Consider the following 25,648-nt stretch of genomic DNA (forward strand, 5'->3'; position numbering starts at 1 on the left):
GTGGGGGCCGGTTGCTCGACACCGGTGCGGCACACTAAGTTGAACCTGCTACGCAGCCCGCGTGGCCCTCGCGAAAGGAACTCTCACGTTGAGCGCCAGCTTTCCCGGAGAACTGCTCTACACCCCCGATCACGAGTGGCTGCTGAAGAAGAGCGAGACCGTGGTGCGGATCGGGATCACCGATTTCGCGCAGGATCAGCTGGGTGACGTGGTCTTCGTGCAGCTGCCCGAGGACGACGCCGAGGTCGCCTCCGGCGATTCGTTCGCCGAGGTGGAGTCCACCAAGAGCGTCTCCGACATCTACGCACCGCTGTCGGGCACCGTCGTCGCGATCAACGGCGAGCTGGACTCGAGCCCCGACCTGATCAACTCGGATCCCTACGGCGAGGGCTGGATCGTGGAGATCGAGGCCGCGTCTCCCGAGGACCTGGAGACCGCCCTGGGCGAGCTGCTCGACGCGGATGCGTACAAGGCGCTGACCGCCGAGGCGTGATCGCCTTTCCTTAGAACGGCTTTAGAGCCGACGAATCCGGCCGCCTCCGAGGCGCCGGGCGCGGTACCGTGGACCGTACGTCCATCAGGTGTCGTGAACTACAGACCTGTGCAGTAATCACTGACGAAGGAGCGATGTGAGCGAGAACGACAAGGGCAACGAATCGGCCCCCGTTGAGACCACTTCGGTGTTCCGCGCCGACATCATCCGCGAGATGGACGCCTCCGGCGGACCCGAGAGCGACGCGCCCGTCCAGGGCCTCGACAACCTCCCGGCCGGCGCGGCGCTGCTCGTGGTGAAGCGCGGCCCGAACGCGGGTTCCCGCTTCCTGCTGGACCAGGAGACCACCTCCGCCGGCCGTCACCCCGACAGCGACATCTTCCTCGACGATGTGACCGTGTCGCGTCGCCACGCGGAGTTCCGCTCGGTCGAGGGCGGCTTCACCGTCGTCGACGTGGGCAGCCTCAACGGCACGTACGTCAACCGCGAGCCGGTCGACGCGTCGCCGCTCGCCCACGGCGACGAGGTCCAGATCGGCAAGTTCCGTCTGGTCTTCTTCGTCCCGGCGGCCGGCTGACCCCTGTGACGGCCCCACGCCAGGAACCGGCGGCCCCGAGCGCGATGTCGATCGGGGCCGTCCTCGAACGTCTTCGTGACGAGTTCCCGGACGTGACCATCTCCAAGATCCGATTCCTCGAGTCGGAGGGACTGGTCACGCCCGACCGGTCCCCGTCGGGGTACCGGCGGTTCTCGCCGAAGGATTGCGAGCGGCTCAAGTACGTGCTCACCGCGCAGCGCGACTACTACCTGCCGCTGAAGATCATCAAGGAGCAGTTGGACGCGCACGATCGGGGCGAGGCCGTCGAGGGCCCCGCTCCGCGTGCGCCCCGCGCGCTCGCCGCGGTGTCGTCGAAGACGGCGCCCGCCACCGACTTCTCGGCGCGCCGGCAGACCCGGATCAGCCGCGCCGACCTGCTCGCCCGCTCCGGGGCCGACGAGGCCTTCCTGCGGGAGCTGGAGCGCTCGGCGCTGCTCACCTCCGGCAAGGCTGGCTTCTTCGACGAGGACGCGGTCGCGCTGGTGCAGGCCGCCAAGGCCCTCGCCGAGTACGGCCTCGAGGCGCGGCACCTGCGCGCCTTCAAGACCTCGGCCGACCGCGAGGCCGGCCTCATCGCCCAGATCGCCAACCCCGTCGCCCGCGGCGGCGACGCGGGTGCCGCCGAGCGCGCGGCCGAGCTGGTGCGTGAGCTGGCCGCCCTGTCGGTCACCTTCCACACCCAGTTGGTCAAGGCCGCCGTCAAGGACGCGGTGCGCTGACGCCGTCCCGGGGGGCGGCTCGCTGCGCTCCCGAACCGGGCGTCGGCGCTCGATCCCGCTGCCGCGCCGGTAAGCTGGAACCATGATCGAGATGACCGTCGCGGGCATCCGGATGGACCCGCCGCAGAACGATCCCGTCCTGCTCCTCCGGGAGGTCTCCGGCCCCCGGTACCTGCCCATCTGGATCGGCCAGGGCGAGGCCACCGCGATCGCGATCAAGCTGCAGGGCGTCGTGCCGCGCCGCCCGCTCACGCACGACCTCATCGTCGACCTGCTCGAGACCCTGGGGCGCTCGGTCACCGAGGTGCGCATCACAGGGCTCCAGGAGGGCACGTACTTCGCGGACCTCGTGCTCGACGGTGACCAGACCGTCTCGGCCCGGCCGTCGGACTCCATCGCCATGGCCGTGCGGCTCGAGGTCCCGATCTTCGCGGAGGAGGAGGTGCTCGCCGAGGCGGGCCTCCTGCTCCCGGAAGAGGAGATCGCCTCGGAGGCAGACGAATCCGGCGAGGAGCCGCCCGCCGACGAGGAGGTCGAGGCGTTCAAGGAGTTCCTCGATTCGATCTCCGCGGACGACTTCAAGGCGCCGGGCGACTCCTGAATCCGGCGCGGATCCGGGGCCGCCGCGAGGTCACGATTCGATCTCGACCTCAACTTCAACTTGAGGGTGTCGGTGTGTCGCGTTGATTCGGCGCTCTCCGGGCCCTAGCGTTCACGCCGAACACCGCGGAAATGGCACCGAGGGAATTACACCGACGGCCTCCACGCGGGAGGCGTACTCTCAGGAGTGCGCACGGACCTCATGAGGGAGACGGCAGTGACCGATCAGGACGGCACCGGGCAGAACGCGCCGCAGGCGGATAACGCCGTGGGCACCCAGGGCTCGCTCGACGACATCGCCCCGGGCCTGTTCCCGAACGACACCATCCCGGACGAGCTGCTCGGCTACCGCGGCCCCAGCGCCTGCCAGATCGCCGGCATCACCTACCGCCAGCTCGACTACTGGGCCCGCACCTCGCTGGTCGTGCCGTCCATCCGCAGCGCGGGCGGCTCGGGCACCCAGCGCCTGTACTCCTTCAAGGACGTGCTCGTCCTGAAGATCGTCAAGCGCCTGCTCGACACGGGCATCTCGCTGCAGAACATCCGCGTCGCCGTCGACCACCTCCGCCAGCGCGGCGTCGAGGACCTGGCGCGCATCACCCTCTTCTCCGACGGCACCACCGTCTACGAGTGCACCAGCGCCGAGGAGGTCGTCGACCTCCTGCAGCACGGCCAGGGTGTCTTCGGCATCGCCGTCTCCGGCGCGATGCGCGAGCTCACCGGCACCATCGCCGACTTCCCCGGCGAGCGCGCCGACGGCGTGGCCGCCGAGGCCGCCCCCGAGGACGAGCTGGCCTCGCGCCGCCGCAACCGCGCCCGCGCCACCGGATAGTCGCCCTCGAGAAAGTCGTTCGCCCCGGCACCGCCCCGGGGCCTAACGTGTGCGGCATGGCCCACATCGCGATGTTCTCCATCCCCGCCCCGGGCCACGTGCTCCCGTCGCTGGACCTGGTCGCGGAGCTCGTGCGGCGCGGCCACCGGGTGACCTACGCCAACGACCCGTCCATGCGGGCCACGATCGAACCCACCGGCGCCGAGTTCCGCGCCTACGACTCCGTGCTCCCGAAGATCGGCGACGCCGCGGGGACCGACGACGCCGAGGCCTACGGCGGCGACGTCATCGACCAGCTCACCCTGTTCGCCGACGAGTACGAGAACCAGCTGCCGCGGTGGTTCGCGCTCTACGAGGACGACCGCCCCGATCTGATCCTCTACGACATCGCCGGGTCCATGAGCGTGGTCCTGGCCCGCACGTGGGGGATCCCGACCCTGCAGGTCTCGCCGACCTACGTGGCCTGGGAGGGCTACGAGGAGGACATGGCCGACTTCCACACCCTGCTGCGCACCGATCCCCGCGGCGTCGCCATGCTCGCCCGGCAGGACGCTCTCCTCGCCCGGCACGGGATCCACGAGGACTCGCTGGCCTTCACCGGGAACGTCGAGCACTCGCTCGTCCTCATCGCGCCGTCCATGCAGCCGAACGCCGACCGGGTGGACCGCTCGCGGTACACGTTCACCGGCCCGGCGCGCCGGCTGCCGGAGGCGCCCGCGGCACCGTCGGGCGGGACGGACCGCAGGACGACGCTCCTGGTCTCCTTCGGCTCCGCCTTCACCGACCAGCCCGCGACCTACCGCGCCGCCTGCGACCTCGCCGCGCAGCGGCCCGGCTGGCGCGTGATCCTGCAGGTCGGGGGCAGGACGGATCCGGCGACGGTGACCGCCAGCGACGGGTCCGTGCCGCCGAACGCCGAGGTGTATCCGTGGATCGACCAGGTCGCGGTGCTGCAGGAGACCGACGTCCTCCTTACGCACGCCGGGATGGGCGGGTCGAGCGAGGCGATGCTGACCGGCACGCCCGTCGTGACCGCGCCGCAGGCCGCCGACCAGTTCGAGAACGCGACGATGCTCGCGGCGGCGGGGATCGCCGTGCCGGTCCCGGAGGAGCTCTCGGGGACAACGCTCGGGGCCGCGTGCGACACGGCGCTCGCGCTCACGGGCCGGGCGGGGGAGCTCGCGGCGGAGCTGGCGGAGCTGGGCGGACTCGACGCCGCGGTGGCGGTCGTGGAGTCCCGGCTCCCGGCGTGACCTCACCGTACGGGCGTCCTGCTGAAATGCGTTAGAATCTTCCTGCGTCGCAACACCGCGTGGGAGAGCCCAGCGGGCACCGTCGAGCACGGGCCCATGGGCGCCGAAGGAGCAACACCTCTCCGTCAATCTCTCAGGCACCAGGACCACGTGGGTTGGGCGCCTCTGGAGCCGCCGGCGACTGAGGGAGAGGGCACCCGGCCCGGAGGTCCCCAGTGTCCGACACCACTCCCGCGAGCAACTTCCCCGCGCGCCACATCGGCCCCGACGCGAGCGAGCTCGAGCAGATCCTGCGCGTCATCGGCGTCGACAGCCTCGACGACCTGGCCCGGGCCGCGGTCCCGTCGGCCATCCTGGACCCGGAGGCCGATAACGGCCTGGGAGCCCTGCCGGCCCCGATCGACGAGCACGACGCCCTCGCCGAGCTGCGCGCCCTCGCGGACCGCAACACCGTGGACCGCACCATGATCGGCCTCGGCTACTACGACACGCTGACCCCGCCGGTGCTGCTGCGCAACATCATCGAGAACCCGGCCTGGTACACCGCCTACACGCCGTACCAGCCCGAGATCAGCCAGGGCCGCCTCGAGGCCCTGCTCAACTTCCAGACGATGGTCTCCGACCTCACCGGTATGGAGATCGCCAACAGCTCCATGCTCGACGAGGCGACCGCCGCCGCCGAGGCCATGACCCTGCTGCGCCGCGCCGGCAAGTCCAAGAGCCCGCGGCTGGTCGTCGACCGCGACGTCTTCCCGCAGACCCTCGCCGTGATCGAGACCCGCGCCGAGCCGCTGGGCATCGAGGTGCTGGTCCACGACGTGACCACCGGCCTGCCCGAGGGCGAGTTCTTCGGCGTCATCCTGCAGACCCCCGGCGCCTCGGGCCGGATCGCCGACGTGCAGTCCGTGATCGACGGTGCCCACGAGCGCGGCGCGCTCGTCGCCGTCGGTGCCGACCTGCTGGCGATGACTCTGCTGACGCCTCCCGGCGAGCAGGGCGCGGACGCCTGCTTCGGCACCACGCAGCGCTTCGGCGTGCCGCTCGGCTTCGGCGGCCCGCACGCCGGCTACCTCGCGGTGCATTCGAAGCACGCGCGCCAGATCCCCGGCCGCCTCGTGGGCGTCTCTGTCGACGCCGACGGCAACCTCGCCTACCGCCTGGCCCTGCAGACCCGTGAGCAGCACATCCGCCGCGAGAAGGCCACGTCGAACATCTGCACCGCGCAGGTGCTGCTGGCCGTGCTCGCCGCGATGTACGCCTCGTACCACGGCCCCGAGGGGCTGCGTGCGATCGCGCTCCGCGTGCATGCCCGCGCCTCGGCGCTGGCCGCCGCGCTCGGCGACGCCGTCGTGCACGCCGACTTCTTCGACACCGTGCTCGTGCAGGTCCCGGGCCGCGCGGACGACGTGCTCGCCGCCGCCAAGGCCGCCGGCTACAACCTGTGGCGCGTGGACGACGACCACGTCTCCGTCTCCTTCGACGAGACGTCGACCGCGGCCGATGTCGCCGCCGTCCTCGCGGCGTTCGATGCGAGCCCGGTTCAGGCGGCACCGTCGGACATCGAGAACCGGACCTCCGAGTTCCTGACGCACCCGGCGTTCCACGCCTACCGCACCGAGACGGCGATGCTGCGCTACCTGCGCAAGCTCTCCGACAAGGACATCGCGCTGGACCGCTCGATGATCCCGCTGGGCTCGTGCACGATGAAGCTCAACGCGACCGCGGAGATGGAGTCCATCACCTGGCCGGAGTTCTCGCGGGTGCACCCGTTCGCGCCCGCCGCGGACACCGAGGGCATCCGCGCGCTGATCGCCCAGCTGGAGGAGTGGCTCGTCGCGATCACCGGCTACGACAGCGTCTCGCTGCAGCCGAACGCCGGCTCGCAGGGCGAGTACGCGGGCCTGCTCGCGATCCGCAACTACCACCTCTCGCGCGGCGACGCGCACCGCACCGTCTGCCTGATCCCCTCCTCGGCGCACGGCACCAACGCGGCGTCGGCCGTAATGGCGGGCCTGCGCGTGGTCGTGGTGGCCTCGCGCGAGTCCGGCGACGTGGACACCGCGGACCTCAAGGAGAAGATCGCCAAGCACGCCGATGAGCTGGCGGCGATCATGATCACCTACCCGTCCACGCACGGCGTGTACGAGCACGAGGTGCGGGAGATCTGCGGCGCGGTCCACGAGGCCGGCGGTCAGGTCTACGTCGACGGTGCCAACATGAACGCGCTGGTCGGGCTCGCGCGGCCCGGCAAGTTCGGCGGCGACGTCTCGCACCTGAACCTGCACAAGACCTTCTGCATCCCGCACGGCGGCGGCGGCCCCGGCGTGGGCCCGATCGGCGTCCGCAGCCACCTCGCGCCCTTCCTGCCCGGGCACCCGCTCGAGCCGTCGCTCGGGAACGGCCCGACGATCTCGGCCGCGCCCTTCGGCAGCGCCTCGATCCTCCCGATCACCTGGGCGTACATCCGGATGATGGGCGCCTCGGGCCTGCGCAACGCGACGCTCACCGCGATCGCCTCCGCGAACTACATCGCGGCGCGCCTGAACGACTCCTTCCCGGTGCTCTACACGGGCGAGAACGGCCGCGTGGCGCACGAGTGCATCCTCGACGTGCGCGGCATCTCCAAGGAGACCGGCGTCTCCATCGACGACGTCGCGAAGCGCCTGGCCGACTACGGCTTCCACGCGCCGACCATGAGCTTCCCCGTCGCGGGCACGCTCATGGTGGAGCCCACGGAGAGCGAGTCGCTCGGCGAGATCGACGAGTTCTGCGACGCGATGATCGCCATCCGCGCGGAGATCTCGCGGGTCGCTTCCGGCGAGTGGCCGGTGGACGACAACCCGCTGCGCGGCGCCCCGCACACCGCGGAGTGCCTCGTGACCGAGTGGGATCACCCCTACTCGCGCGAGGTCGCCGTCTACCCGCAGGGCCTGCCGTCCGGCGGCGCGCGCGCGAAGGTGTGGCCGTCGGTCCGTCGCATCGACGGCGTCTACGGCGACCGCAACCTGATCTGCTCCTGCCCGCCGATCGAGGCCTTCGCGGAGTAGGTTCCCGTCGGCACCGGTGCGTCCGGACGCGGGGCTTGTCGATCCGCGCGCTGACCGAGAACCGTGGTCAGGACCGCCGGCGCGTGGCGGAGGCCAGCTCGGTCGACTCGAGCGCCGCGATCAAGGTGCGCGCGTCGTGCGGGCCGCGGTGCCGGACCCCGTTGAGGAAGAAGGTCGGGGTGCCGCGGGCACCGCTGTCGTGCGCGCTGCGCTGATGGCGCCGGATCAGCTCGGCGAGCTCGGGGTCGGCGACGGCGGCGTCGTACTGGTCCAGGTCCAGGCCGATCTCCTCGGCGTACCGTCGGAGGTCCTCGGCTTCCTGACGGTCCTGGTGCGTGAACAGCATGTCGTGCATGTGCCAGAAGGCGCCCTGCTGGGCGGCCGCCTCGGCCGCGATCGCCGCGCGGAAGGCGTGCGGGTGCACGTCCTCGAGGGGCAGGTGGCGCACCACGTACCGGATGTCGTCTCCGAAGTGCTCCTGAAGGTCCCGGCCCATACCGGTGGCGCGGGCGCAGAAGGGGCACTCGAAGTCGAGGTACTCGACCACGGTGTACGGGGCGTCGGGCTCACCGATCGCGTGGTCGCCGCCGTGCACCGCGGGCTCCAGCGTCACGGGCAGGTCGGCCGAGGTCCCGCCCCACCGCACCCGCGCGATCCGGAACACCGCCCAGCCCAGGAGCAGGGAGAGCACCATCGCGATCAGGACACCGACGGTGGCCGCCTGGGCCTGCCGTTCGTCGTCGAAGGCGAGCGAGATGATCAGCAGGGCCATCGTGAAGCCGATCCCGGACAGTGCCGCGCCGCCGAGGACACTGCCCCGTCCGACACCGTCGGGCAGCTTCCCGAGCCCGAAGCGCACCGAGAGCCACGTGCCCGCCGAGATGCCGACGAACTTGCCCAGCACGAGGCCCGCGACCACGGCCCACGTGATGGGCGAGCGCAGTGCGTCGCCGAGGCCGTCGCCGCGGAGGTCGATGCCCGCGTTGGCGAGGGCGAAGATCGGCACCACGACCAGTGACACCACGCCGCGCAGCGACTCGTGCATCCGTTCGTTGACGGAGATGGAGCGACGCACGCCGCTCGTCACGATCCGCGCCGCGCCGGCGGCCGGCGCCTGCCAGTAGTCGCGGAAGACGTGCTTGGCCGCCACGACGTCCGCCCGGTCCGGGTTCGCCGACGGGATCATGAGTCCGGCGGCCATCCCGATGAGGGAGGGGTGCACGCCGGACTTGATCGTCGCCGCCCAGATGACCACGATCAGCAGGACGTACGGGCCGCTGCGCCACTGCCCGCTGCGCCCGACGAGCCACAGGAGGACGAGGCCCGAGAGCGCGATGCCCAGGGCGGTGAGGTTCAGGTCCTCGGTGTAGACGGTGCCGATGATCGCGACGGCGAGGAAGTCGTCGACGACGGTGAGCGTCAGCAGGAAGACCCGCAGCTGGCTGGACATCCGCGGGCCGAGGATCGCGAGCATGCCGAGGAGGAAGGCGGTGTCGGTGCCCACGACGACGCCCCACCCCGCCGGTGCGGTGCCGCCGGCGATGGCGAGGTAGATCAGCGCGGGGAGCGCGACTCCGGCGAGGCCGGCGATCAGTGGGACCATCGCTCTGCTGCGGTCCTGGAGCGAACCCACGGCGAACTCCTGCCGGACTTCCAGGCCGATGAGGAAGAAGAACACGACCATCAGGCCGTCGTTGATCCAGTGGTGCAGGTTCATGTCGAACCGCAGGTCGCCGATGTCCACGCTGATCGGCGTCTCCCACAGGTGGAAGTAGGCGTCGGAGAGCGGCGAGTTCGCCCACAGGAGCGCGATCAGTGAGACGGCGACCAGCAGCAGAGCGCTTCCGGACTCGGTGCGCAGCTTCTCGACCGCCGTGTCGGCCCACGCACTCAGCCGACGGTCGGGCACATCGGGAGTGGACATGTCGGACACCCTACGGCGGAACCCGTGTCACGGCCCGTCGGTCCCGCGACGCGAGCGTGCCCACCTCCCTCGGGAGGTGGGCACGCGTCGTCGATCGGAGTCAGCCCTGGGGCGGAGTGCCGGGAGTGGTCTCGCCGCCGGCGGGCGGGGTGGTGCCGCCGTCGGGCGGCGTCGCACCGCCGGCGGGCGGATTGGCACCGCCGGTCACGTCCTTGACCTTGTTCACCGCTTGGTCGATCTTGTCCTCGTGGCCGGCGAACTTGCCCTTCGCCGCACTGCCCGCCTTGTCGATCACCTTGTTGACCTGGTCGGGGTTCTTGCCGAGCAGTTCCTTGATCTTGTCGAGAAGCGCCATGATGCAACCTTCCGATGGACTCGTCCGCTGACCGCCGTCGCCTCTGCTTCACCGCGACAGCCGCGGCTGTGTTCCTCGTTCACCGTATCCGAGATCGGGGGTGCCGCCGAGGTCTCGATCGCTCCGATTCCAGACGATGGGGCCCATATGTGGCGAAACCGTGCTCGCGTGCCGGCGTGCTCGGAGACCTCCATGCGGCTTGGTGCCCGCCCGTGGCGGACTCCGGGTGGCTCGAGCGGCGAGCTCGAGCGGCGGTACTGCCGACCGGCCATCCGTTCGAACAAGATTCGAGCAAGTATGGCGTGATCGTTCGAACGAGCGTAGAATCGAAGAATGACGATGCCGGCCGGGTTGAGCGATCTACCTGGGGGAATTATTCCCTCGGGGCTTCTCGGCGCGGGTGGTCAGGAGCGTGCGGTTGCGGAGGTGTTGTTCGAACAACGTCGGTGCGAGAGCCTCGCCTACTGCCGGACGATGACGGTCGTGTACGCCCTGCATCGGGTGATGTACGCCGACGACGAGGCGGAATACTTGGCCCGGCCGGGGGACTTCGCGGAGGCGCTGGAGGCCCGACGGAGCCTCACTGCGGCAGGTGTGGCGTTGGAGGCGCAGGTCTCGACGCTGCTGCGGTTGGGGTCGACGGCCGCGCGGATCGCGATCGAGACGGCGATCGGCCTCGTGGAGCGGTTGCCCAAGGTGTTCGCGTTGATCGGGGAGAACGTGATCTCGCCGAAGGCGGGGGAGGCGGCGCTGCATCGGTCCCGGGCGCTCGACGGGGTGCAGGTGCGCCGGTTCGACGAACTTCTCGCCGACCGGCTGACGGTGGACTACGAGGTGCTCTCACTCCCCGCGTTGCGGGAGGCTGCCGATCTGATCGTCGATCAGATCGATGCGGAGGCGGCCGAACGGCGGCGCCGCGCGGCGATCGAGGACCGGAGGGTGAGCTTCCGTCCCGAGCAGGACGGCATGGCCGCGGTGTTCGCCCTCATGCCGGCTGAGGACGTACGCGAGGTGGAGGCGCGGGTCGACCACATCGCGGGCACCGTGTGCGACGCCGATCCGCGGACGCCGGCACAGCGCCGCGCCGACGGCTGGGTCCAGCTCACCCGGGGATACAGCACCCTCGGCTGCGAATGCGCGACGCCCGATTGTCGTTATCGCGAGGCGCGTTTCCACGGCGAGCCGGACGCGGACGGCGTGATCACCCGGTTCGTGACGATGATCAACGTGGTGATCAACGAGCGTGACCTCTCTGCGCCGGACGGCGATTCCGATCATGGGGCGGCGCTCGTTACCGATGCGCGAGGTGGCTTCGGGTATCTGGTCGGGCACGGTCCGATCACCGGCGACCACGCGCGCGAACTCGCTGCTCGCGAGGACGCGAGGATCCGCCCCTTCGGCCAACGGATCGATGAATCGGCGATCGCGGAGCAACTGCCACCAGGACCGACGGAGCGCGAGCGAACCTCTGTTCCCGCATCGGGCTTCGACGGCCCGCGCGGGACATTGGACTTCGCGGCAGTCTGGGCGGACATCGTCGTTCGGCTCGAAGGTCATTCGGGCCCGGGCGAGGGTGGCGGGGTCTGGTTCGGTGGATGTCCGCCCGACGATCTGCCGCCCGACTGCCCGCCACCGGACGGTCCGCCACCCCCTCCGCGCCGCGATGACGATCCCGATGACGACCCCGATCCACAGGGTGCGCCGCCGGACCCCGGTGTGGGCGTCGACGTCGACGCTCGCGATGCAGGTGGTGCCCGTGCAGTGGCGTCAGCGCGGGGGAGCAGCGGGTATCGGCCGTCGGCGGATCTGCGGCGGTACCTGCGGCTGGTGTTCCCGCGGTGCGTGTTTCCCTACTGCACCCGTCCCGCGACGCGGGCGCAGGTCGACCATCGGCGCGAGTACGACCACCGCGACCCGGAGCTGGGTGGCGCTACCTCGGCGGATCAGCTGCAGCCGCTGTGCACCGCACACCATCAGCTCAAGACCGCGGGTGAGTGGATCGACGCGCGCCTGCCCGACGGCCGGATCCTGTGGACCTCGGCGGACGGGCGTCGCTACATCGTCGATCCGAGTGGCACCGTCCTCGCACTGTTCCCCGACCTAAAGCGGGTGCGCTGGACCCTGCCCGATAGCGCCGAAGAATCGAAACGCCGAGAACAGGCCCCACCGCCGGGAGGACGGACGCGCCTCCAGCGCGAACACGCGCGCCGCGAGCGCCTACGGCAGCGCAACGTCGCCGCGATGGAGGCGGACCTCGCCCTCGCGAACACGCCCGTCAGCACGGTCGAGGAGCACCTCGCCGCCGCGATCGGCGAGCCCACGTCGCCGAGCCGGACCCCGTCGTTCGACGGCCCGCCACCCTTCTGATCTCGCTGCCCGGCTACCGCCGGTTCAGGGTGTCCGCGAGCGAGATGACGGCGACGTTCGACGCGGGGGCGAGGGGCTCGACGGTGCCGAACTCGACCGACGGGGCCTTGGCCGGCGCCGGCTCGCCGACGACCCGGAATCCGGCCTCGGCCAGCGGCTTCGCGTTGCCGCCCTGGGTGAGGAAGGCGACGAAGTCGGCGGCGGCGCGATCGTGCGCGTCGGTCGTGTCCTCGCGGTCGAGAACGGCCGCGGGGTGCGTCGCCGAGGCGGTCGGGCCCGACGGGTACACCGCGACCGGGGCGGCGTTGCCGCGCCCCCGCGCGAACGCGGCGAGCTGCTGCTCGGTGACCGGCACGGCGCGGATCGCATCGCCGGGCTTGGTCAGCGCGTCGAGTGCGGCGCCGGCGGTGGTGGACTTCGGCGCGTCCTTCGCCCACCGGGCGAGCGAGCCGGTGACCACCGGGCTCTTCGCGGCCTCGTCGGACAGAGCGGCGCCCGCGGTGCGGGCGACGGCGGCGGCGACGGACTGCGCGGCGAGGTACGTCCCGTCGGCCTCGGCCCCCGTCGGCAGCGCTATCCGGAGCTGCTCCTGGCGGGCGGAGAGATCGAGCCAGCGGACACCGTCGAAGGCCGAGCGCGCCGACCCGCGCACGGCGAGCACCACCGGCGACGTGGCGATCGACGTGGGCTGCCCGGACAGCTCCGCCGGCTTGGCGGCCGCGAGCCGCGCCGTCCACTGCGTGCTCTCGGGGATCCACAGCGACGGCGCGGGGCCCAGCTTCGGATCCCAGGTTCCCGTCAGCGCGTCCAGCGCCACGGGGGAGTCGATCCCCGACACTTCGATCTTCGGGCAGTAGTCCGCCGAGACGGCGCCGCTCGCGTTGAAGCTCTCCGCGACCCGGCGGAGCGGGCCGACCAGGGCGGGGGCCGCCGCGACCTGGACCGCGAGGTCGCCGCGCACGCACGAGGCCGCCGCGTCGCGGCCCTCCTGCTCCGATCGCCCCGACAGCCACACCATCGCGGCCGCCACGGCGGCGATCACGACGACGACGACCACCGCGGCGATCAGCCAGCGCGCGACGCCACGGGAACCGGTTCCAGAACGATGTGATCCCATCGAGAGCAACCTACCCGAAGAGCCCGCGCGGTGGCATAGGAGACTCCTGTGCGTTCGCGCTGGTGAAAGGCTTCGCCCCGGCGACGAACCGGGCCGCCTCGGCGCCCGCCAGCAGGGTTCCCGGGAACGGATCGCCGGCCAGGCGGCGCCCCAGACCGCGTTCCAGCAGATCCGGCACGGCACCCGCCACCAGTACGAGGTTCCCGAATCGGCGGCCCTTCAGCACCGCCGGCTCGGCCGCGATCGCCACGGAGCCATCGGTAGGCCCGCCGAAGACCTCGGCGACGGTCGCGGTTACGGATCTGGCGAAGGCGAGCGGCGCACCGTCGGCGATGTTGAGCGCGACCACCGCGCCGGGGCCGAGCAAGGGGACGAGCGACGCGAAGAATTCGCGCGTGGTGAGAGCCGCCGGGGTGCGGGCCCCGGCGAAGACGTCCAGGACCAGCAGATCGACGGTGCCGAGCATGCCCGGGGGCAGCGCGGTGGCGGCGACCGCGGCGTCGGCGCAGCGGATCTTGATCTGCTCGCGCTTGGGCAGCGGCGCGGCGGCGCGCACCGCGTCGATCAGCGCGCGATCGTTCTCCAGCACCTGCTGGCGCGAACCGGGGCGGGTGGCGGCGACGTAGCGGGGCAGCGTGAAGCCGCCGCCGCCCAGGTGGACGGCGGTGATGGCCTCGCCGGTCGGGCGCACCAGGTCCACGACGTGCCCGATGCGCCGGACGTACTCGAAGACGAGGTTCGTCGGGTCGCCGGTGTCGATGTAGCTCTGCGGCGTCCCGTCGAGGAGCACCGTGAACGCACCGGGCCGGTCGCGATCGGCTTCGATCACGACCGGCCCGGTGTCCGTCACGGGGTCGGAACCGCTCAGCTGTTCGCGGCCTTGAACTCGCGGCGACGCGCGTGCAGGATCGGCTCGGTGTAGCCGTTCGGCTGCGTGCCGCCGAGCAGGACCAGGTCCTTCGCCGCCTGGAAGGCGATGTTGGTGTCGAAGTCCGGCGCCAGCGGGCGGTACGTCGGGTCGCCGGCGTTCTGCTGGTCGACGACCGGGGCCATGCGCTTGAGCGCCTCGATGACCTCGTCCTCGGTCACCACGCCGTGGCGCAGCCAGTTCGCGAGCAGCTGCGAGGAGATGCGCAGGGTCGCGCGGTCCTCCATGAGGGCCACGTCGTGAATGTCCGGCACCTTCGAGCAGCCGACGCCCGCGTCGATCCAGCGGACGACGTAGCCGAGGATCGACTGGGCGCTCTCGTCGAGCTCCTCGCGCTTCTCCTCCTCCGACCAGTTCGCGTTCGGGGCGAGCGGGATGGTGAGGATGTCGTCGACCGACGCGGGATCGCGCTTGGCGATCTCGTTCTGCACCTCGAACACGTCCACCAGGTGGTAGTGCAGGGCGTGCAGGGTCGCGGCGGTGGGCGAGGGCACCCACGCGGTGGTCGCGCCGGCCTTGGGCTGGGCGATCTTCTGCTCGAGCATCGCGGCCATCAGGTCGGGCATGGCCCACATGCCCTTGCCGACCTGCGCCTTGTGCTGCAGGCCCGCGTGCAGGCCGATGTCGACGTTGCTGTCCTCGTACGCGGGGTACCAGGTCTGGCCCTTGAGCTGGCCCTTGCGGACGATCGGACCCGCGACCATCGAGGTGTGGATCTCGTCGCCGGTGCGGTCCAGGAAACCGGTGTTGATGAACACGACGCGGTCGTTCGCGGCGGCGATCGCGGCCTTGAGGTTCACCGACGTGCGGCGCTCCTCGTCCATGATGCCGACCTTGAGGGTGAGCGCGGGCAGGCCCAGCAGCTGCTCGACGCGGGCGAAGATCTCCGCGGCGAAGGCCACCTCGTCGGGGCCGTGCATCTTCGGCTTCACGATGTACACCGAGCCGGTGCGCGAGTTGCGGATGTCGCCCGAGAGGCCGTGGATCGCGATGAGCGAGGTGACGATGCCGTCGAGGATGCCCTCGCCGATCTCCTCGCCGTTCAGGAGGATCGCGTCGGTGGTCATCAGGTGGCCCACGTTGCGGACGAACAGCAGCGAGCGGCCGTGCAGCACCAGCTCGGAGCCGTCGACGGCGGTGTAGACGCGGTCCGGGTTCAGCGTGCGGGTGAAGGTCTTGCCGCCCTTGCTGACCTCCTCCGCGAGGTCGCCCTTGTTCAGGCCCAGCCAGTTGCGGTAGCCCACGACCTTGTCGTCGGCGTCGACGGCCGCGACCGAGTCCTCGAAGTCCATGATCGTGGTGACCGCGGACTCGACGAGCACGTCCTTGACGCCCGCGCGATCGGTCGAGCCGATCGGGGAGGCGGCGTCGATCTGGATCTCCAGGTGGAGGCCGTTGTGGCGCAGCAGGATGCCCGACGGGGCGTCCTTCTCGCCGGTGTAGCCGACGAAGGCCGCCGGGTCCGCCAGGCACACCGAGGCGTCCTCGCTGGAGCCCGACGCGCCCTTGACGGTGGCCAGCAGCTCGGTGCCGTTGATGCGGTACTCGACGACATCGGCGTGCGAGCCGGACTCGAGCGGCACGGCCTTGTCCAGGAAGTCCTTGGCGAAGGCGATCACCTTGTCGCCGCGCACCTTGTTGTAGCCGGGCTTGCCGCCGGGCGCCTTCTCCGCGCCGTCGGCCTCGGAGATGGCGTCCGTGCCGTAGAGGGCGTCGTACAGCGAGCCCCAGCGGGCGTTCGCGGCGTTGATCGCGAAGCGGGCGTTGAGGATCGGGACCACCAGCTGCGGGCCGGCGGTCGAGGTGATCTCGGTGTCGACGTTCGCGGTGGTGATCTCGCGGTCCTCGGGGACCGGCACCAAATAGCCGATGTCGGTGAGGAACTGCTTGTACGCGGGGAAGTCGGTGATCTCGCCCGGAGCGGCGGCGTGGTACGCGTCGATCTTCGCCTGCAGCTCGTCACGGGTGGCCAGCAGCGCGCGGTTCTTCGGGACCAGGTCGCCGATCAGCTGCGCGGCGCCCGCCCAGAAGGCGGTCTGGTCTACACCGGTGCCCGGAAGTGCCTCGTTGTTGATGAAGTCGTAGAGGACCGTTGCGACCTCGAGGCCGGCGACGGATGTCCGGGCGGTGTCAACCATGGTTGTACTTCAACCCCTTCGTAGCTACTGATAGGTAGGGATCAGGTTACTCCGCGCGCGATCGCCGCCGACGCCGGGACCACCTGGCCGAAGTCCAGTTTCACGAGCTGGTCCGCGCGGTCGAAGTACCGGTCGTCGTGGGTGATCACGACCACCGTCTTCCCGCGCGCCTTCAGGTCGGCGATGATCCGGTCGTAGAAGACCGCGCGGAAGCGGGGGTCCTGGTCGGCGGCCCATTCGTCGAACAGGTACACCGGCCGGTCCTCGAGCAGCGCGGTCAGCAGAGCGAGCCGCTTGCGCTGCCCCGTCGAGAGGGCGAGCGTCGAGAGCTTCCCGTCCTGCACCGTGACGGCGTGCGCCAGCTCCAGGTCGTGCAGCAGCCCGCGGACCCGGTCGTCCAGGTCGTCGGCCGCCAGGCCGAGGTAGTCGTCGAACAGGTGGAAGTCCGAGAAGACCGCGGTGGTGTGCTGCCGGAACCACTCCAGGTTCTGCGGGCCGATCGGCTCGCCGCCGGCGCGGATCTCGCCGATCCGCGGCGCGTACAGCCCGCAGATCAGCTTCGCCAGCGTCGACTTGCCGCTGCCGTTGCCGCCGACCACGAAGGTCACCTCGCCGGGGCGCAGCGTCAGGTCGACGGGGCCGAGGCGGAAGCCGTGCGGGACGCCGGGCGGCGGCCCCTGGGGCGGGTGCGGCGGCGGGCCACCGGGGCCACCCGGGCCACCGGGGCCACCGGGGCCACCGGGGCCGCCGTGCGGCGGGTGCTGGCCGGGGCCGTGCTGCGGCGGCTCGGGGAGGTACTCGTAGCCGACGCCCCGCAGTTCGACGGTGCCGTCGCCGACGGGCCGCCCGTCGTAGGGGAGCACCGACTCGTCGCGCGGGGTCTCCAGCGAGAGGTCGAGGCCGCGGATCTTCGCCAGCGCGACGTCGCCGCGCAGCAGGTCGGGGATGCGGTGCATCAGGCTCTGCATGGGCATCGAGAGGAAGGTCGTGACCAGTACGTAGCCGATCATCGTCTCGCGCGGCAGCTCCATCGCCCGGGCGAGGACGAACAGGATGACCACCATCGTGCCCAGCTGCAGCACCTGGCCCAGCGCCTGCCCGCCGGCGAACCGGGTGCCCGCCGCGACGTGCTTGCGGCGCAGGTCCTCGGCGGTCCCCAGCAGCTTGCGGTCCAGGAAATCGGTGCGCCGCGCGCGGTGCAGCTTGAGCTCCTTGACGCCGTGCGTGACCTCCTGGAACGAGCCGATCAGGGCGTCGTCGAGCTCGCGGGCCCGGCGGTAGGTCTCCCGGACCCGCCGCAGCACCGTCTCCACGCAGGCGATGCCGATGAGCGTGCCCGCCACCGAGACCGCGAACAGCGTGCCCGAGACGGTCGCGAGGTAGGTGAGGGCGCCGATGATCGTCGCCAGGTCGATGCACAGCCCGGGGATACCCGAGACGGCCATCGACAGCGACCGGACGTCCTCGGTGAGGGTCGCCAGCAGGCGGTGATCGCCGAGCCGCTCGATGTGCTCGAGCGGCGCCGCCAGCACGCGCTGCGAGAGCCGCGCGCGCAGCCGGTACACGGCGGCCTGCGCGAGGTGCAGCAGGATCAGCTGCGAGGTGACGCCCGCGATCACCACGACGACGGCCGTCAGGACGAACTGGGTGACCGTCACCGTCGGCATCGGGCCCGGCGCGACCAGGCCGTTGATGAGGGTGAGCAGGTAGGCGTTCGCGCCACCGGCGATCAGGCCCGCGACCACCGCCGCGGCGATCGCCGCCGGCGAGATCGAGAGCAGGAACTTGAAGAGCTTCATGGCGCGCTCATTCGCCGGCGGTCACGACGTCGAAGAGGAAGCCCTCCACGGTCACGCCGGGTGCGAAGGAGAAGGCCATGCCGGTCGACGGGGCTCCCGAGGTGGGGGCGGAGCCGACCTGTGTCAGGAGGCGCTCGAGGACGAACAGCAGCGAGACGCTGAGCATGTTGCCGTGCTCGGCGAGCACGTCCCAGCTCGTGCGCGAGGCCTCCTCGGGCAGGCCCAGCGCCGCGGACGCGGACTCGATGATCTTCGGGCCGCCGGGGTGGATCGCCCAGTGCGCGATGGCCTCCCGGCCGAGGCCGTTGCGGTCCAGCACCTCGTCGATCACGGGGGCGACGCCGTTCACGATGTACTGCGGCAGGGACTCCGCGAGCTCGCACGTGATGCCGTTGGCGTTGACCCCGAGCACGATCCCGTCCTCGGCACCGTCGAGCAGGTGGGTGAAGGTGTCGCGCACGACGATCCGGCCGCCGGGCAGCGGGTGCCCGACCTCGCTGGCGCCGATGACGGCGGCGCCGCAGCCGTCGGCGAAGAGGCTGGAGATCACCACGTCGTTGGGGTCGCCGGAGAAGACGGCGTTCACCGAGCTCAGCTCCAGGCAGATCATCAGCGACTTGCGGTCCGGGTGGGCCCGGACGTAGTCGGTGGAGACGCGCAGCGCGTTCATCGCGGCCGCGCACCCCATGAAGTTGATGACCACGCGGCTGGTCTGCGGCGCGAGGCCGAGGGCGCGGATCACCGCGACGTCGACGCCGGGCGCGAGGAAGCCGGTGCTGGTGACGAACACCAGCTGGCCGACGTCCTCGGGGGCGACCTCGTTCTCGGTGCCGACCCGCAGGGCGCGGCGGGCGGTCTCGATCGCCAGCGGCGCGGCGTGCTCGTAGAACAGGTCCATGCGCTCGCGGACGGTGTCCGGGCGGGTGCTGAACTCCGCGAACTCCGGGGTGAGGGGATCGATCGCGAGGTGCCGCTCGGCGACCTTGGTCTTGGCGTAGACGCGGCGGATCCGCTCGGCCTGCTTCGGGTCCTCGAACCGTGTGGCCACCCGGTCCGCGGACTCGGCCTGGTCGTAGGCCTGTGCGGGGGAGCCCGTCGCGAGCGACTCGATCACCGCGACCGAGGTCGGCGGCGCGGGCGGGGCGCCCAGCCAGGTGCCGGGTGCGGGAAGCACGGGGGCTGCGACGTCGAGGGCGGGGGTGCCCTGGGGGGTGGCGTTCATGGTCATCTCCTTAAACCGTGCCGATGCCGGTGAAACCCGCGACGACGTACGAACCGGACGTCTTGAGGGCCGCCGGCGAGAAGTGCTCGCGGAAGAAGCCGTGGCCCTGCTCCTGCGCGGGCCGGGCCTTGCTGCCGAGGAAGGTGTTGACCTGGTCGGGCAGGCGGTCGAAGAAGAAGCTGCGCCTGGGCAGCCATTCGACGCCGAACTTGGCGGCCTCCTCGGCCATCAGTTCCTCGGTCGCGATGTTGGCGAAGCCGCTGCGCTGGTAGGGCAGGACGTGGTGCACGCGGTGGCTGGACAGGCCGGCCGAGAGGAAGCAGTCGACGTACCGGTTGCCCGAGATCCACAGGTCGTAGGCCTGGTTGAGCTGGTTGACCGCCCAGTCCTCGGTCTCGACCTCGGGGAGGTCGTCGACGTCCGTCTCGAAGTCGTGGCTCGCGACCACCAGGAAGGTGCTCACCCACAGCACGGCGACGAACTGCGCCACCCAGGCCCACACGTCGCCGAGGAACAGGAACAGCAGGAACTCGCCGATGAGCAGCGCGCGCATCGCGAAGGCGCCGATGAAGTGGGGGAGCGCCCCGCGCAGCGAGCCGTACATGTCGGCGACCCCCACCTGGCGGGTGAGCTTGACGATCTCGAACAGCCGCATCGTCATGCCCGTCGCGGTGTGCCCGAACTTGTGCAGCGTGTGGATCGGGATCCGGTACCAGCGCGGGATGTCCATCATCATGGTGAAGACGTTCTTCTTGATGTCCACCTCGCTCTGCGTGTGCGGGTGGTGCAGCAGCGCGTGCCCGTCGGCCGTCACGAACGACAGTGCGACGTAGTTGATGTCGAAGGCGTTGACCAGCACCTTCGTCGCGCCCTTCTGCTTGCGATGGATCGCGTAGTGGCCGAAACCCGCCAGCGAGCTGCGGAGGACGACCATGAGCAGCACGAACAGCCAGATCGGCATCCACGACGGGACGCCCAGGCGGGTGGCGATGACCACGACGTAGGCGACGGCCAGCGCCGCCGCGACGACGTTGAACCAGCGGTCCATGCGCTGCACGCGCGCCTTCATCGCCGGGTCGCGCAGCCGCGCCTTCACGGCGTGCAGCAGATCCGTCGGATCGTCGAACCGGTAGCGCGGGGTGTCGCGCCAACTGTCGAATCCGTCCTTGAAGAGGAAGGCCGGCGCATTGTTCTTGGGATGGACGTCCTCGACGCGGGCATCGCGATCGAGGGCGAACCGTTCCAGCATCTTCTCGACCTTTTCGGGATTCGCGTGATACGAACCGATGATCGACGTGATGTCACGATTCTTGGAGCGGCCGATGAAGAATTCCCCGCCCGGATGCTTGTTGATCCATTCCGAGAGATCGTAGGCGCGGCCCTTGTAGACCCACACGTTCGACAACTGCGGCCCGCCGCCGGGGCCGGGTTCACGCCCCAGATCGCGGGGTCCGGGGTCGCCGCTCTCGGTATCGAAATCGCGGCCGCGGGGGCCGGCGGGGCGACGCCCGGGATCGCGCTCGTCGGAGCCGGAAGCGCCGTCGTGACCTGCGCCGCCTCCGCGCCCCGGGTCGGTGCCGCGCTCGAGATCGCGGGGGCCGGGGTCGGCCGCGCCGCGCTCGGACGGCGCCGGTGGCGGGGTGGAATTGATCGACACTTCTGGTTCCTCCTGAACACTGCCGGATCCGGCGGTTGTGTAGACCTTCTCCGGTCACGCTAATGGATCGCTGAAGGTGCGCTTGCCGCTACCGCCCAGTGTCCGATTTGCCCGGAAATCGCGCAGAAGAATGCTTCGATCGACTCCGGAATTCATGCATACTTCATCGTGAGGGCGGGGCTTCCGCCCTTTCATTCGGCCCCGGGCGGTTCCGCCCGGACAGATTCCAGGGGGGAACCCTATGAACCTCAAGGCATCGCGGGCGGCTGTAGCGCTGCTCGCCGCCGGCGCACTGGTACTCACCGGTTGTGCGGACAAGAAGACCGACGACGGCGGCACCACGACCGCCACCGCCGCGGCCGCGAGCGGCGCCTCGGGCTCGCCGACGGCCGCACCCTCGGTCGACGCGAGCGGCCTGCCGACCGTCCAGATCGTGCAGGACGCGGCCCTGGCCACCCGGGAGACCTACTCGGAGCACCTGACGCTCGCCGTCGACAAGGGGATCCAGGGCCTGCCCGTCACCAGCGTCACCGGCGACATCATCTCCTTCAAGGACACCAAGCGCGTGGCCGCGCAGGGCGACGCCAACGTCCGCGTCCAGGACAACTACGTGCAGACGAAGTTCGTCGTGATCGACGGCGTGATGTACGCCAACCTCGGCGGCGCGAAGTACCAGCCGATGGGCAAGACCGGTGAGAAGGGCGTCTACGACCCGGCGATCATCCTCGACCTGGAGAAGGGGCTCGCCAAGATCCTCGACTCCGTGCAGAACCCGAAGGTCGACGGCAAGGACACCGCGAACGGCCTCAAGACCGTCAAGGTCACCGGCACCGTCGCCACGCAGGTCCTCGACCCGCTGCTGCCGCAGATCACCGACATCGCCACCCGCGGCAACGCCGGCACCACGCTGCCCATCACGCTGTGGATCGTCTTCGATCCGTCGGCGAACCCGCAGCCCAAGCCGAACGTCACGCGGATGGAGGTCAAGCTGAAGGAACTGCCCATCACGCTGAACCTCACCGAGTTCGGCAAGGACGTGAAGATCACCAAGCCGGCCACCTAGGCCGACACGCACGGGCAACGGCCCGTCGGACCATTCGGGGGGATGGTCCGACGGGCCGTCGTCGTTCGTCGGGTCGTTCTGCCGGTCAGGGCCAGAGGTTCGGGTTGAGATCCGATCCGTAGCCGCCGTAGCGCGGACGGCGCTCCAGGTGCAGGTGCGGTCCCCGGGTGTTCCCGGTGTCGCCCGAGTACCCGATCAGCTGGTTGGTCGCGACCTTCTGGCCGTCGCTCACGACCCGCCGCGACAGGTGGCAGTAGCCCCAGTCCGATCCGTCGACGTCGTCGTTGATCAGGATCATCGTCCCGTACGCCGCGCCCCAGTTCGCCCGTCCCGTGCGGACATCGCCGCCGATGGTCGCGTACACGGGCGTGCCGATGGGACAGCCGATGTCGACCCCGGTGTGGTAACCCGCCTCCCAGGAGCCGGGCTGTCGCCACTGAGCGGTGATCGGGTGCGCGGTCGCGTTCCGGATGGGCCGCACGTAGGTCGCGGCGTTCGCCGCCGGCGCGACCACGGACCCGGCCGCGGCCGCCGCGGCGGTGAGTCCGGCGACGGCCGCGCCGCCGATGAGCAGACGACGCCGGCTGAGCTGTGCTGATTCGTGGTGAGCTGTCATGACTCTTCTCCCTGAAAGTGCATGAGCGGGGCATGAACGTGAGCATGGCTCACGTTCAGCGCGAGTATGTCATCGCACACGGGTACGCGCTGGGCGAATCAGAAGCCCTTGGAACGGAGGTACGCGCCCAAAGTCTCGACGCTGCCCGGCGTGCGCGGGCCCTCGACCCAGCCCGCGTACGGGATCACGACGACGTTGCCCTCGCGGACGGCGGTGGTGTTCGCCATCAGCGGCTGCGAGCGCAGCTGCGCGATCTTCGCGTCCGGGGTGTTCTCCGGGCCGACGCCGTAGTCGACGATCGCGATCACCTCCGGGTCGCGCTGCGCCGCCGCCTCCCAGGACGCCGTCGTCCACGAGTCGTCGAGGTCGGCGAAGACGTTCTCGCCGCCCGCGTTCTCGATGATCGCCTGCGGGGTGCCGGTGCGGCCCGAGGTGAACGGGTCCGGGGAGGCGCTGTCGAACAGGAAGACCCGCGCCTTCTTCCCCGCCGGCGCGGAGGTCCGGACCTCATCGATCCGGGCGCGGTACTCGGCGACCAGCTTCTCCGCGCGCTCCGGCACTCCGAACAGGGTCCCGAGGTTCGTCAGGTCCGCGAACAGCGCGTCGAGCGGCGGCATGATGCCCCGCTTCGTGCTCCCGGCCTGGCGGCAGGCCTCGGTGAGCTGGTACGGCACGGCGCCGATCTCGCGGATCCAGTCCGGCGTCACGCCGGTGGTCTCCTTGAAGCCGTAGTTCCAGCCCGCGAAGACGAAGTCGGGCCGGGCCGCCTGGATCGTCTCGCGGGTGAAGGCGGTGCCCAGGCTGGGGGCACGATCGAAGTCGGCCTTCCACGGCGAGGTGTTGTAGTCGACGTGCTTGCCGTCGTAGGTCGTGTACCCGACGATGCGGTCGGTCAGGCCCAGCGCGAACAGGATCTCCGCGGTGCCGGTGTCGTTGACCACCACTCGGCTGGGCGGGCCCGGCACCGTCAGGGGCGCACCGCAGTTGGTGACGGTGGCGGGTCCCGAGGACGCCGACGGCGCCGCCTCCTCGACGGTCGCGCCGCAGCCGGTGAGCAGGACGCCCGCGAGCAGCACCAGGGGGAGTCGTTTCATGTCAGGTCCCTTCCGTCAGACCACTGTCGAAGATCACCTGGGGCACGCCCAGGCGGGGGTGGGGCAACACGTGCGCCCCGATGTCGAAGTACCGCCGGAGCGTTTTCGGCGTGAGGATCTCCGCCGGGGTGCCGGAGCAGGCCAGCGCACCCTCGGACAGCACGTACAGGCGGTCGCAGTACTGCGCCGCGAGATTGAGGTCGTGCAGCACCGCGATCACGGTGACGCCCAGGTCGCGGGCGGCGCTGAGCACCGCGAACTGGTGCCGCACGTCGAGGTGGTTGGTGGGCTCGTCGAGCACCAGCACCCGCGGCTCCTGCGCGAAGGCCCGCGCGATGAGCACCCGCTGCGCCTCGCCGCCCGAGAGCGTGCCGAAGTCCCGCCGGGCCAGGTCCGCGGCGCCGGCGGCGGCGAGCGCACCGTCGACCGCCCGACGGTGCGCGGCGAGCGGGACGCCCCGGCGGCGGTGCGGCAGGCGACCGGTCTCCACGATCTCGCGCGCGGTGAAGCCGATGTCGAACGGGGCGTGCTGCATCACGGCCGCGACCTGCCGCGCATTCTCCTCGAGGCTGATCGCCGTGACGTCCCGCCCGTCGACGGTGACGGTGCCCGTCGCCGGTCGCAGCGCGCGGTAGGCGCACCGGAGCAGGGTGGACTTGCCGCTGCCGTTGGGGCCCACGACGCCGATGAACTCGCCGGATTCCGCCGTGAGGCTGAGGTTCTCGACGATGCGCCGTCCGCCCAGCTCGACGGAGACGCCGCTGTACTCGACCCGCATCACGCGCTCCCCACGGACCTGCGGCGCATGAGCGCGATGAACAGGGGCACGCCGACGGCGGCGGTGATCGCGCCGAGCGGCAGCTCCTGCGGTGGCGCGACGGTGCGGGCCGCGATGTCGGCGAGCACGAGGAAGACCGCCCCGAGCGCGGGCGCGATGACCAGGACCCGGCGGTGGTCGGCGCCCACCAGCAGCCGGGCGACGTGCGGCACCACGAGCCCGACGAAGCCGATGGCGCCGCAGACGGAGACGATGATCCCGGTCATCGCCGCGGTGAGCACGAACAGCGCCGAGCGGTAGCCGGAGGCCGAGAGCCCGACGGAGATCGCGACCTCGTCGCCGAGGGCGAGCGCGTTGAGCTTGCGCGCGCCGTACCGCAGCGTCACCAGCCCGATCGCGACCGTGACCGCCAGCAGCGCGGTGGTGCGCCAGGTCGAGGGGGAGAGGCTGCCGAACAGCCAGAACATGACGGTGCGGGCCGCGTCGCCGCGCGGGGCGAGGAAGACCAGCACCGTGGTCACCGCCGAGAAGCCGTACGCGAGGGCGGTTCCGGTGAGGACGAGCCGCAGCGGCGTGAGGCCGCCGCCGCGGTACGCGATGAGGTAGACCAGCGCCGTCGCACCGAGCGCGCCCAGGAAGGCGGCCGTAGGGAGCGCGTACAGGCCGAGCGTGCCGAAGACGCCGAACAGGGCCACCGTCGTCGCGCCGACCGACGCGCCGGAGGAGATCCCGAGTACGTACGGGTCGGCGAGGGCGTTGCGCACCATCGCCTGGACCGCGACGCCGATCGCGCTGAGCCCCGCGCCCACGATCGCGGCGCTGAGTACCCGGGGGATCCGCGAATCCGCGACGATCCGGTAGTGCGTGGCGTGCTCGGCGTCGATGACGCCGCCGGTGAGAAAGGCCCAGACATAGCGGGTCGAGTCCTGCCAAGGGATGCGCACGGTGCCCAGCAGCACGCCCAGCCACATCGCGGCGATCAGCGCGATCAGCAAGCAGGCCAACAGCACTGCCACACGGCGCGACGAGACCACTCGCACTCCGCGAC

21 protein-coding genes and 1 riboswitch are annotated in these 25,648 nt (G+C 70.9%); of the genes, 9 read left to right on the forward strand and 12 right to left on the reverse strand.

Going from position 1 to position 25,648, the window contains the following annotated elements; translation table 11 throughout:
- Positions 1 to 88: 88 nt before the first annotated feature.
- From gcvH to gcvP, 7 genes are all read left to right on the forward strand, one after another.
- On the forward strand, positions 89 to 493 hold the full coding sequence (gene gcvH, locus WFK95_RS06020) for a glycine cleavage system protein GcvH (protein ID WP_224647836.1): 405 nt from the start codon (positions 89 to 91) through the stop codon (positions 491 to 493).
- A 136-nt stretch (positions 494 to 629) separates the two neighbouring features.
- Positions 630 to 1,070, forward strand: a complete 441-nt coding sequence (gene odhI / locus WFK95_RS06025) for an oxoglutarate dehydrogenase inhibitor Odhl (RefSeq protein WP_224647837.1) — start codon at positions 630 to 632, stop codon at positions 1,068 to 1,070.
- 5 nt (positions 1,071 to 1,075) lie between these two features.
- A complete protein-coding gene (gene ftsR / locus WFK95_RS06030) occupies positions 1,076 to 1,810 on the forward strand; it encodes a transcriptional regulator FtsR (protein ID WP_443081527.1) in 735 nt (244 codons plus the stop codon).
- Positions 1,811 to 1,892: 82 nt separating this feature from the next.
- Positions 1,893 to 2,411, forward strand: a complete 519-nt coding sequence (locus WFK95_RS06035; RefSeq protein WP_336670170.1) for a bifunctional nuclease family protein — start codon at positions 1,893 to 1,895, stop codon at positions 2,409 to 2,411.
- Positions 2,412 to 2,612: 201 nt separating this feature from the next.
- Positions 2,613 to 3,242 carry a MerR family transcriptional regulator gene (locus WFK95_RS06040; protein ID WP_443081528.1) on the forward strand — a complete coding sequence of 210 codons (630 nt, stop codon included), beginning with the start codon at positions 2,613 to 2,615 and terminating at the stop codon, positions 3,240 to 3,242.
- 56 nt (positions 3,243 to 3,298) lie between these two features.
- Positions 3,299 to 4,495, forward strand: a complete 1,197-nt coding sequence (locus tag WFK95_RS06045; RefSeq protein WP_336670172.1) for a macrolide family glycosyltransferase — start codon at positions 3,299 to 3,301, stop codon at positions 4,493 to 4,495.
- Positions 4,496 to 4,545: 50 nt separating this feature from the next.
- A riboswitch (glycine riboswitch) is annotated at positions 4,546 to 4,654 on the forward strand.
- Between the two features lie 56 nt (positions 4,655 to 4,710).
- The gene (gene gcvP, locus WFK95_RS06050) at positions 4,711 to 7,542 is read left to right on the forward strand and encodes an aminomethyl-transferring glycine dehydrogenase (RefSeq protein ID WP_336670173.1); all 2,832 of its coding nucleotides are present in this window, start codon (positions 4,711 to 4,713) and stop codon (positions 7,540 to 7,542) included.
- A 67-nt stretch (positions 7,543 to 7,609) separates the two neighbouring features.
- Here the strand turns inward: gcvP and nhaA are convergent, their stop codons facing one another.
- Both nhaA and WFK95_RS06060 read right to left on the reverse strand, forming a co-directional pair.
- Positions 7,610 to 9,466 (reverse strand): Na+/H+ antiporter NhaA, encoded by a 1,857-nt coding sequence (gene nhaA, locus WFK95_RS06055; RefSeq protein WP_336670174.1) that lies wholly within the window; start codon positions 9,464 to 9,466, stop codon positions 7,610 to 7,612.
- 100 nt (positions 9,467 to 9,566) lie between these two features.
- Positions 9,567 to 9,821 carry an antitoxin gene (locus WFK95_RS06060; protein ID WP_336670175.1) on the reverse strand — a complete coding sequence of 85 codons (255 nt, stop codon included), beginning with the start codon at positions 9,819 to 9,821 and terminating at the stop codon, positions 9,567 to 9,569.
- A gap of 333 nt (positions 9,822 to 10,154) precedes the next feature.
- On the opposite strand from WFK95_RS06060, the gene WFK95_RS06065 reads away from it, so the two are divergent.
- On the forward strand, positions 10,155 to 12,188 hold the full coding sequence (locus tag WFK95_RS06065; protein ID WP_336670176.1) for an HNH endonuclease signature motif containing protein: 2,034 nt from the start codon (positions 10,155 to 10,157) through the stop codon (positions 12,186 to 12,188).
- 13 nt (positions 12,189 to 12,201) lie between these two features.
- On the opposite strand, the gene WFK95_RS06070 is transcribed toward WFK95_RS06065, so the two are convergent.
- From WFK95_RS06070 to WFK95_RS06095, 6 genes are read right to left on the reverse strand one after another with little or no spacing between them, the layout of a single operon-like run.
- Positions 12,202 to 13,305 carry a hypothetical protein gene (locus WFK95_RS06070; protein WP_336670177.1) on the reverse strand — a complete coding sequence of 368 codons (1,104 nt, stop codon included), beginning with the start codon at positions 13,303 to 13,305 and terminating at the stop codon, positions 12,202 to 12,204.
- 10 nt (positions 13,306 to 13,315) lie between these two features.
- On the reverse strand, positions 13,316 to 14,155 hold the full coding sequence (locus tag WFK95_RS06075; RefSeq protein WP_336670178.1) for a spermidine synthase: 840 nt from the start codon (positions 14,153 to 14,155) through the stop codon (positions 13,316 to 13,318).
- 14 nt (positions 14,156 to 14,169) lie between these two features.
- Positions 14,170 to 16,371 carry a malate synthase G gene (locus tag WFK95_RS06080; RefSeq protein ID WP_336670179.1) on the reverse strand — a complete coding sequence of 734 codons (2,202 nt, stop codon included), beginning with the start codon at positions 16,369 to 16,371 and terminating at the stop codon, positions 14,170 to 14,172.
- A 41-nt stretch (positions 16,372 to 16,412) separates the two neighbouring features.
- Complete coding sequence (locus tag WFK95_RS06085; protein ID WP_336670180.1) at positions 16,413 to 18,170, reverse strand: ATP-binding cassette domain-containing protein; 1,758 nt, start codon at positions 18,168 to 18,170, stop codon at positions 16,413 to 16,415.
- 7 nt (positions 18,171 to 18,177) lie between these two features.
- Entirely contained in the window at positions 18,178 to 19,392 is a 1,215-nt protein-coding gene (locus WFK95_RS06090; RefSeq protein WP_336670181.1) for a type III polyketide synthase, read from the reverse strand.
- A 10-nt stretch (positions 19,393 to 19,402) separates the two neighbouring features.
- Complete coding sequence (locus tag WFK95_RS06095) at positions 19,403 to 20,833, reverse strand: fatty acid desaturase (RefSeq protein WP_224650859.1); 1,431 nt, start codon at positions 20,831 to 20,833, stop codon at positions 19,403 to 19,405.
- A 457-nt stretch (positions 20,834 to 21,290) separates the two neighbouring features.
- On the opposite strand from WFK95_RS06095, the gene WFK95_RS06100 reads away from it, so the two are divergent.
- Complete coding sequence (locus WFK95_RS06100) at positions 21,291 to 22,112, forward strand: LppX_LprAFG lipoprotein (RefSeq protein ID WP_224650856.1); 822 nt, start codon at positions 21,291 to 21,293, stop codon at positions 22,110 to 22,112.
- Positions 22,113 to 22,197: 85 nt separating this feature from the next.
- On the opposite strand, the gene WFK95_RS06105 is transcribed toward WFK95_RS06100, so the two are convergent.
- The 4 genes from WFK95_RS06105 to WFK95_RS06120 all read right to left on the reverse strand — a co-directional run bounded on the left by WFK95_RS06105 (position 22,198) and on the right by WFK95_RS06120 (position 25,571).
- The gene (locus WFK95_RS06105; protein WP_224650854.1) at positions 22,198 to 22,728 is read right to left on the reverse strand and encodes a M23 family metallopeptidase; all 531 of its coding nucleotides are present in this window, start codon (positions 22,726 to 22,728) and stop codon (positions 22,198 to 22,200) included.
- A gap of 98 nt (positions 22,729 to 22,826) precedes the next feature.
- Complete coding sequence (locus WFK95_RS06110; protein ID WP_336670182.1) at positions 22,827 to 23,822, reverse strand: ABC transporter substrate-binding protein; 996 nt, start codon at positions 23,820 to 23,822, stop codon at positions 22,827 to 22,829.
- Position 23,823: 1 nt separating this feature from the next.
- Positions 23,824 to 24,600 carry an ABC transporter ATP-binding protein gene (locus tag WFK95_RS06115; RefSeq protein ID WP_336670183.1) on the reverse strand — a complete coding sequence of 259 codons (777 nt, stop codon included), beginning with the start codon at positions 24,598 to 24,600 and terminating at the stop codon, positions 23,824 to 23,826.
- On the reverse strand, positions 24,600 to 25,571 hold the full coding sequence (locus WFK95_RS06120) for a FecCD family ABC transporter permease (RefSeq protein WP_224650858.1): 972 nt from the start codon (positions 25,569 to 25,571) through the stop codon (positions 24,600 to 24,602). The genes WFK95_RS06115 and WFK95_RS06120 overlap by 1 nt, the downstream gene beginning before the upstream one ends.
- Positions 25,572 to 25,648 lie beyond the last annotated feature (77 nt).

Source organism: Tsukamurella sp. USMM236, assembly GCF_037148755.1.
Classification (GTDB): Bacteria; Actinomycetota; Actinomycetes; order Mycobacteriales; family Mycobacteriaceae; genus Tsukamurella.

Coding starts and splice junctions, on each gene's coding strand:
- nhaA (WP_336670174.1), bottom strand. CDS start 9,466: ATGTCCACTCCCGATGTGCCCGACCGTCGGCTGAGTGCGTGGGCCGAC.
- WFK95_RS06115 (WP_336670183.1), bottom strand. CDS start 24,600: ATGCGGGTCGAGTACAGCGGCGTCTCCGTCGAGCTGGGCGGACGGCGC.
- WFK95_RS06070 (WP_336670177.1), bottom strand. CDS start 13,305: ATGGGATCACATCGTTCTGGAACCGGTTCCCGTGGCGTCGCGCGCTGG.
- WFK95_RS06105 (WP_224650854.1), bottom strand. CDS start 22,728: ATGACAGCTCACCACGAATCAGCACAGCTCAGCCGGCGTCGTCTGCTC.
- WFK95_RS06060 (WP_336670175.1), bottom strand. CDS start 9,821: ATGGCGCTTCTCGACAAGATCAAGGAACTGCTCGGCAAGAACCCCGAC.
- WFK95_RS06045 (WP_336670172.1), top strand. CDS start 3,299: ATGGCCCACATCGCGATGTTCTCCATCCCCGCCCCGGGCCACGTGCTC.
- WFK95_RS06035 (WP_336670170.1), top strand. CDS start 1,893: ATGATCGAGATGACCGTCGCGGGCATCCGGATGGACCCGCCGCAGAAC.
- WFK95_RS06120 (WP_224650858.1), bottom strand. CDS start 25,571: ATGTGGCTGGGCGTGCTGCTGGGCACCGTGCGCATCCCTTGGCAGGAC.
- WFK95_RS06080 (WP_336670179.1), bottom strand. CDS start 16,371: ATGGTTGACACCGCCCGGACATCCGTCGCCGGCCTCGAGGTCGCAACG.
- WFK95_RS06040 (WP_443081528.1), top strand. CDS start 2,613: ATGAGGGAGACGGCAGTGACCGATCAGGACGGCACCGGGCAGAACGCG.
- WFK95_RS06065 (WP_336670176.1), top strand. CDS start 10,155: ATGACGATGCCGGCCGGGTTGAGCGATCTACCTGGGGGAATTATTCCC.
- WFK95_RS06090 (WP_336670181.1), bottom strand. CDS start 19,392: ATGAACGCCACCCCCCAGGGCACCCCCGCCCTCGACGTCGCAGCCCCC.
- WFK95_RS06110 (WP_336670182.1), bottom strand. CDS start 23,822: ATGAAACGACTCCCCCTGGTGCTGCTCGCGGGCGTCCTGCTCACCGGC.
- WFK95_RS06085 (WP_336670180.1), bottom strand. CDS start 18,170: ATGAAGCTCTTCAAGTTCCTGCTCTCGATCTCGCCGGCGGCGATCGCC.
- WFK95_RS06100 (WP_224650856.1), top strand. CDS start 21,291: ATGAACCTCAAGGCATCGCGGGCGGCTGTAGCGCTGCTCGCCGCCGGC.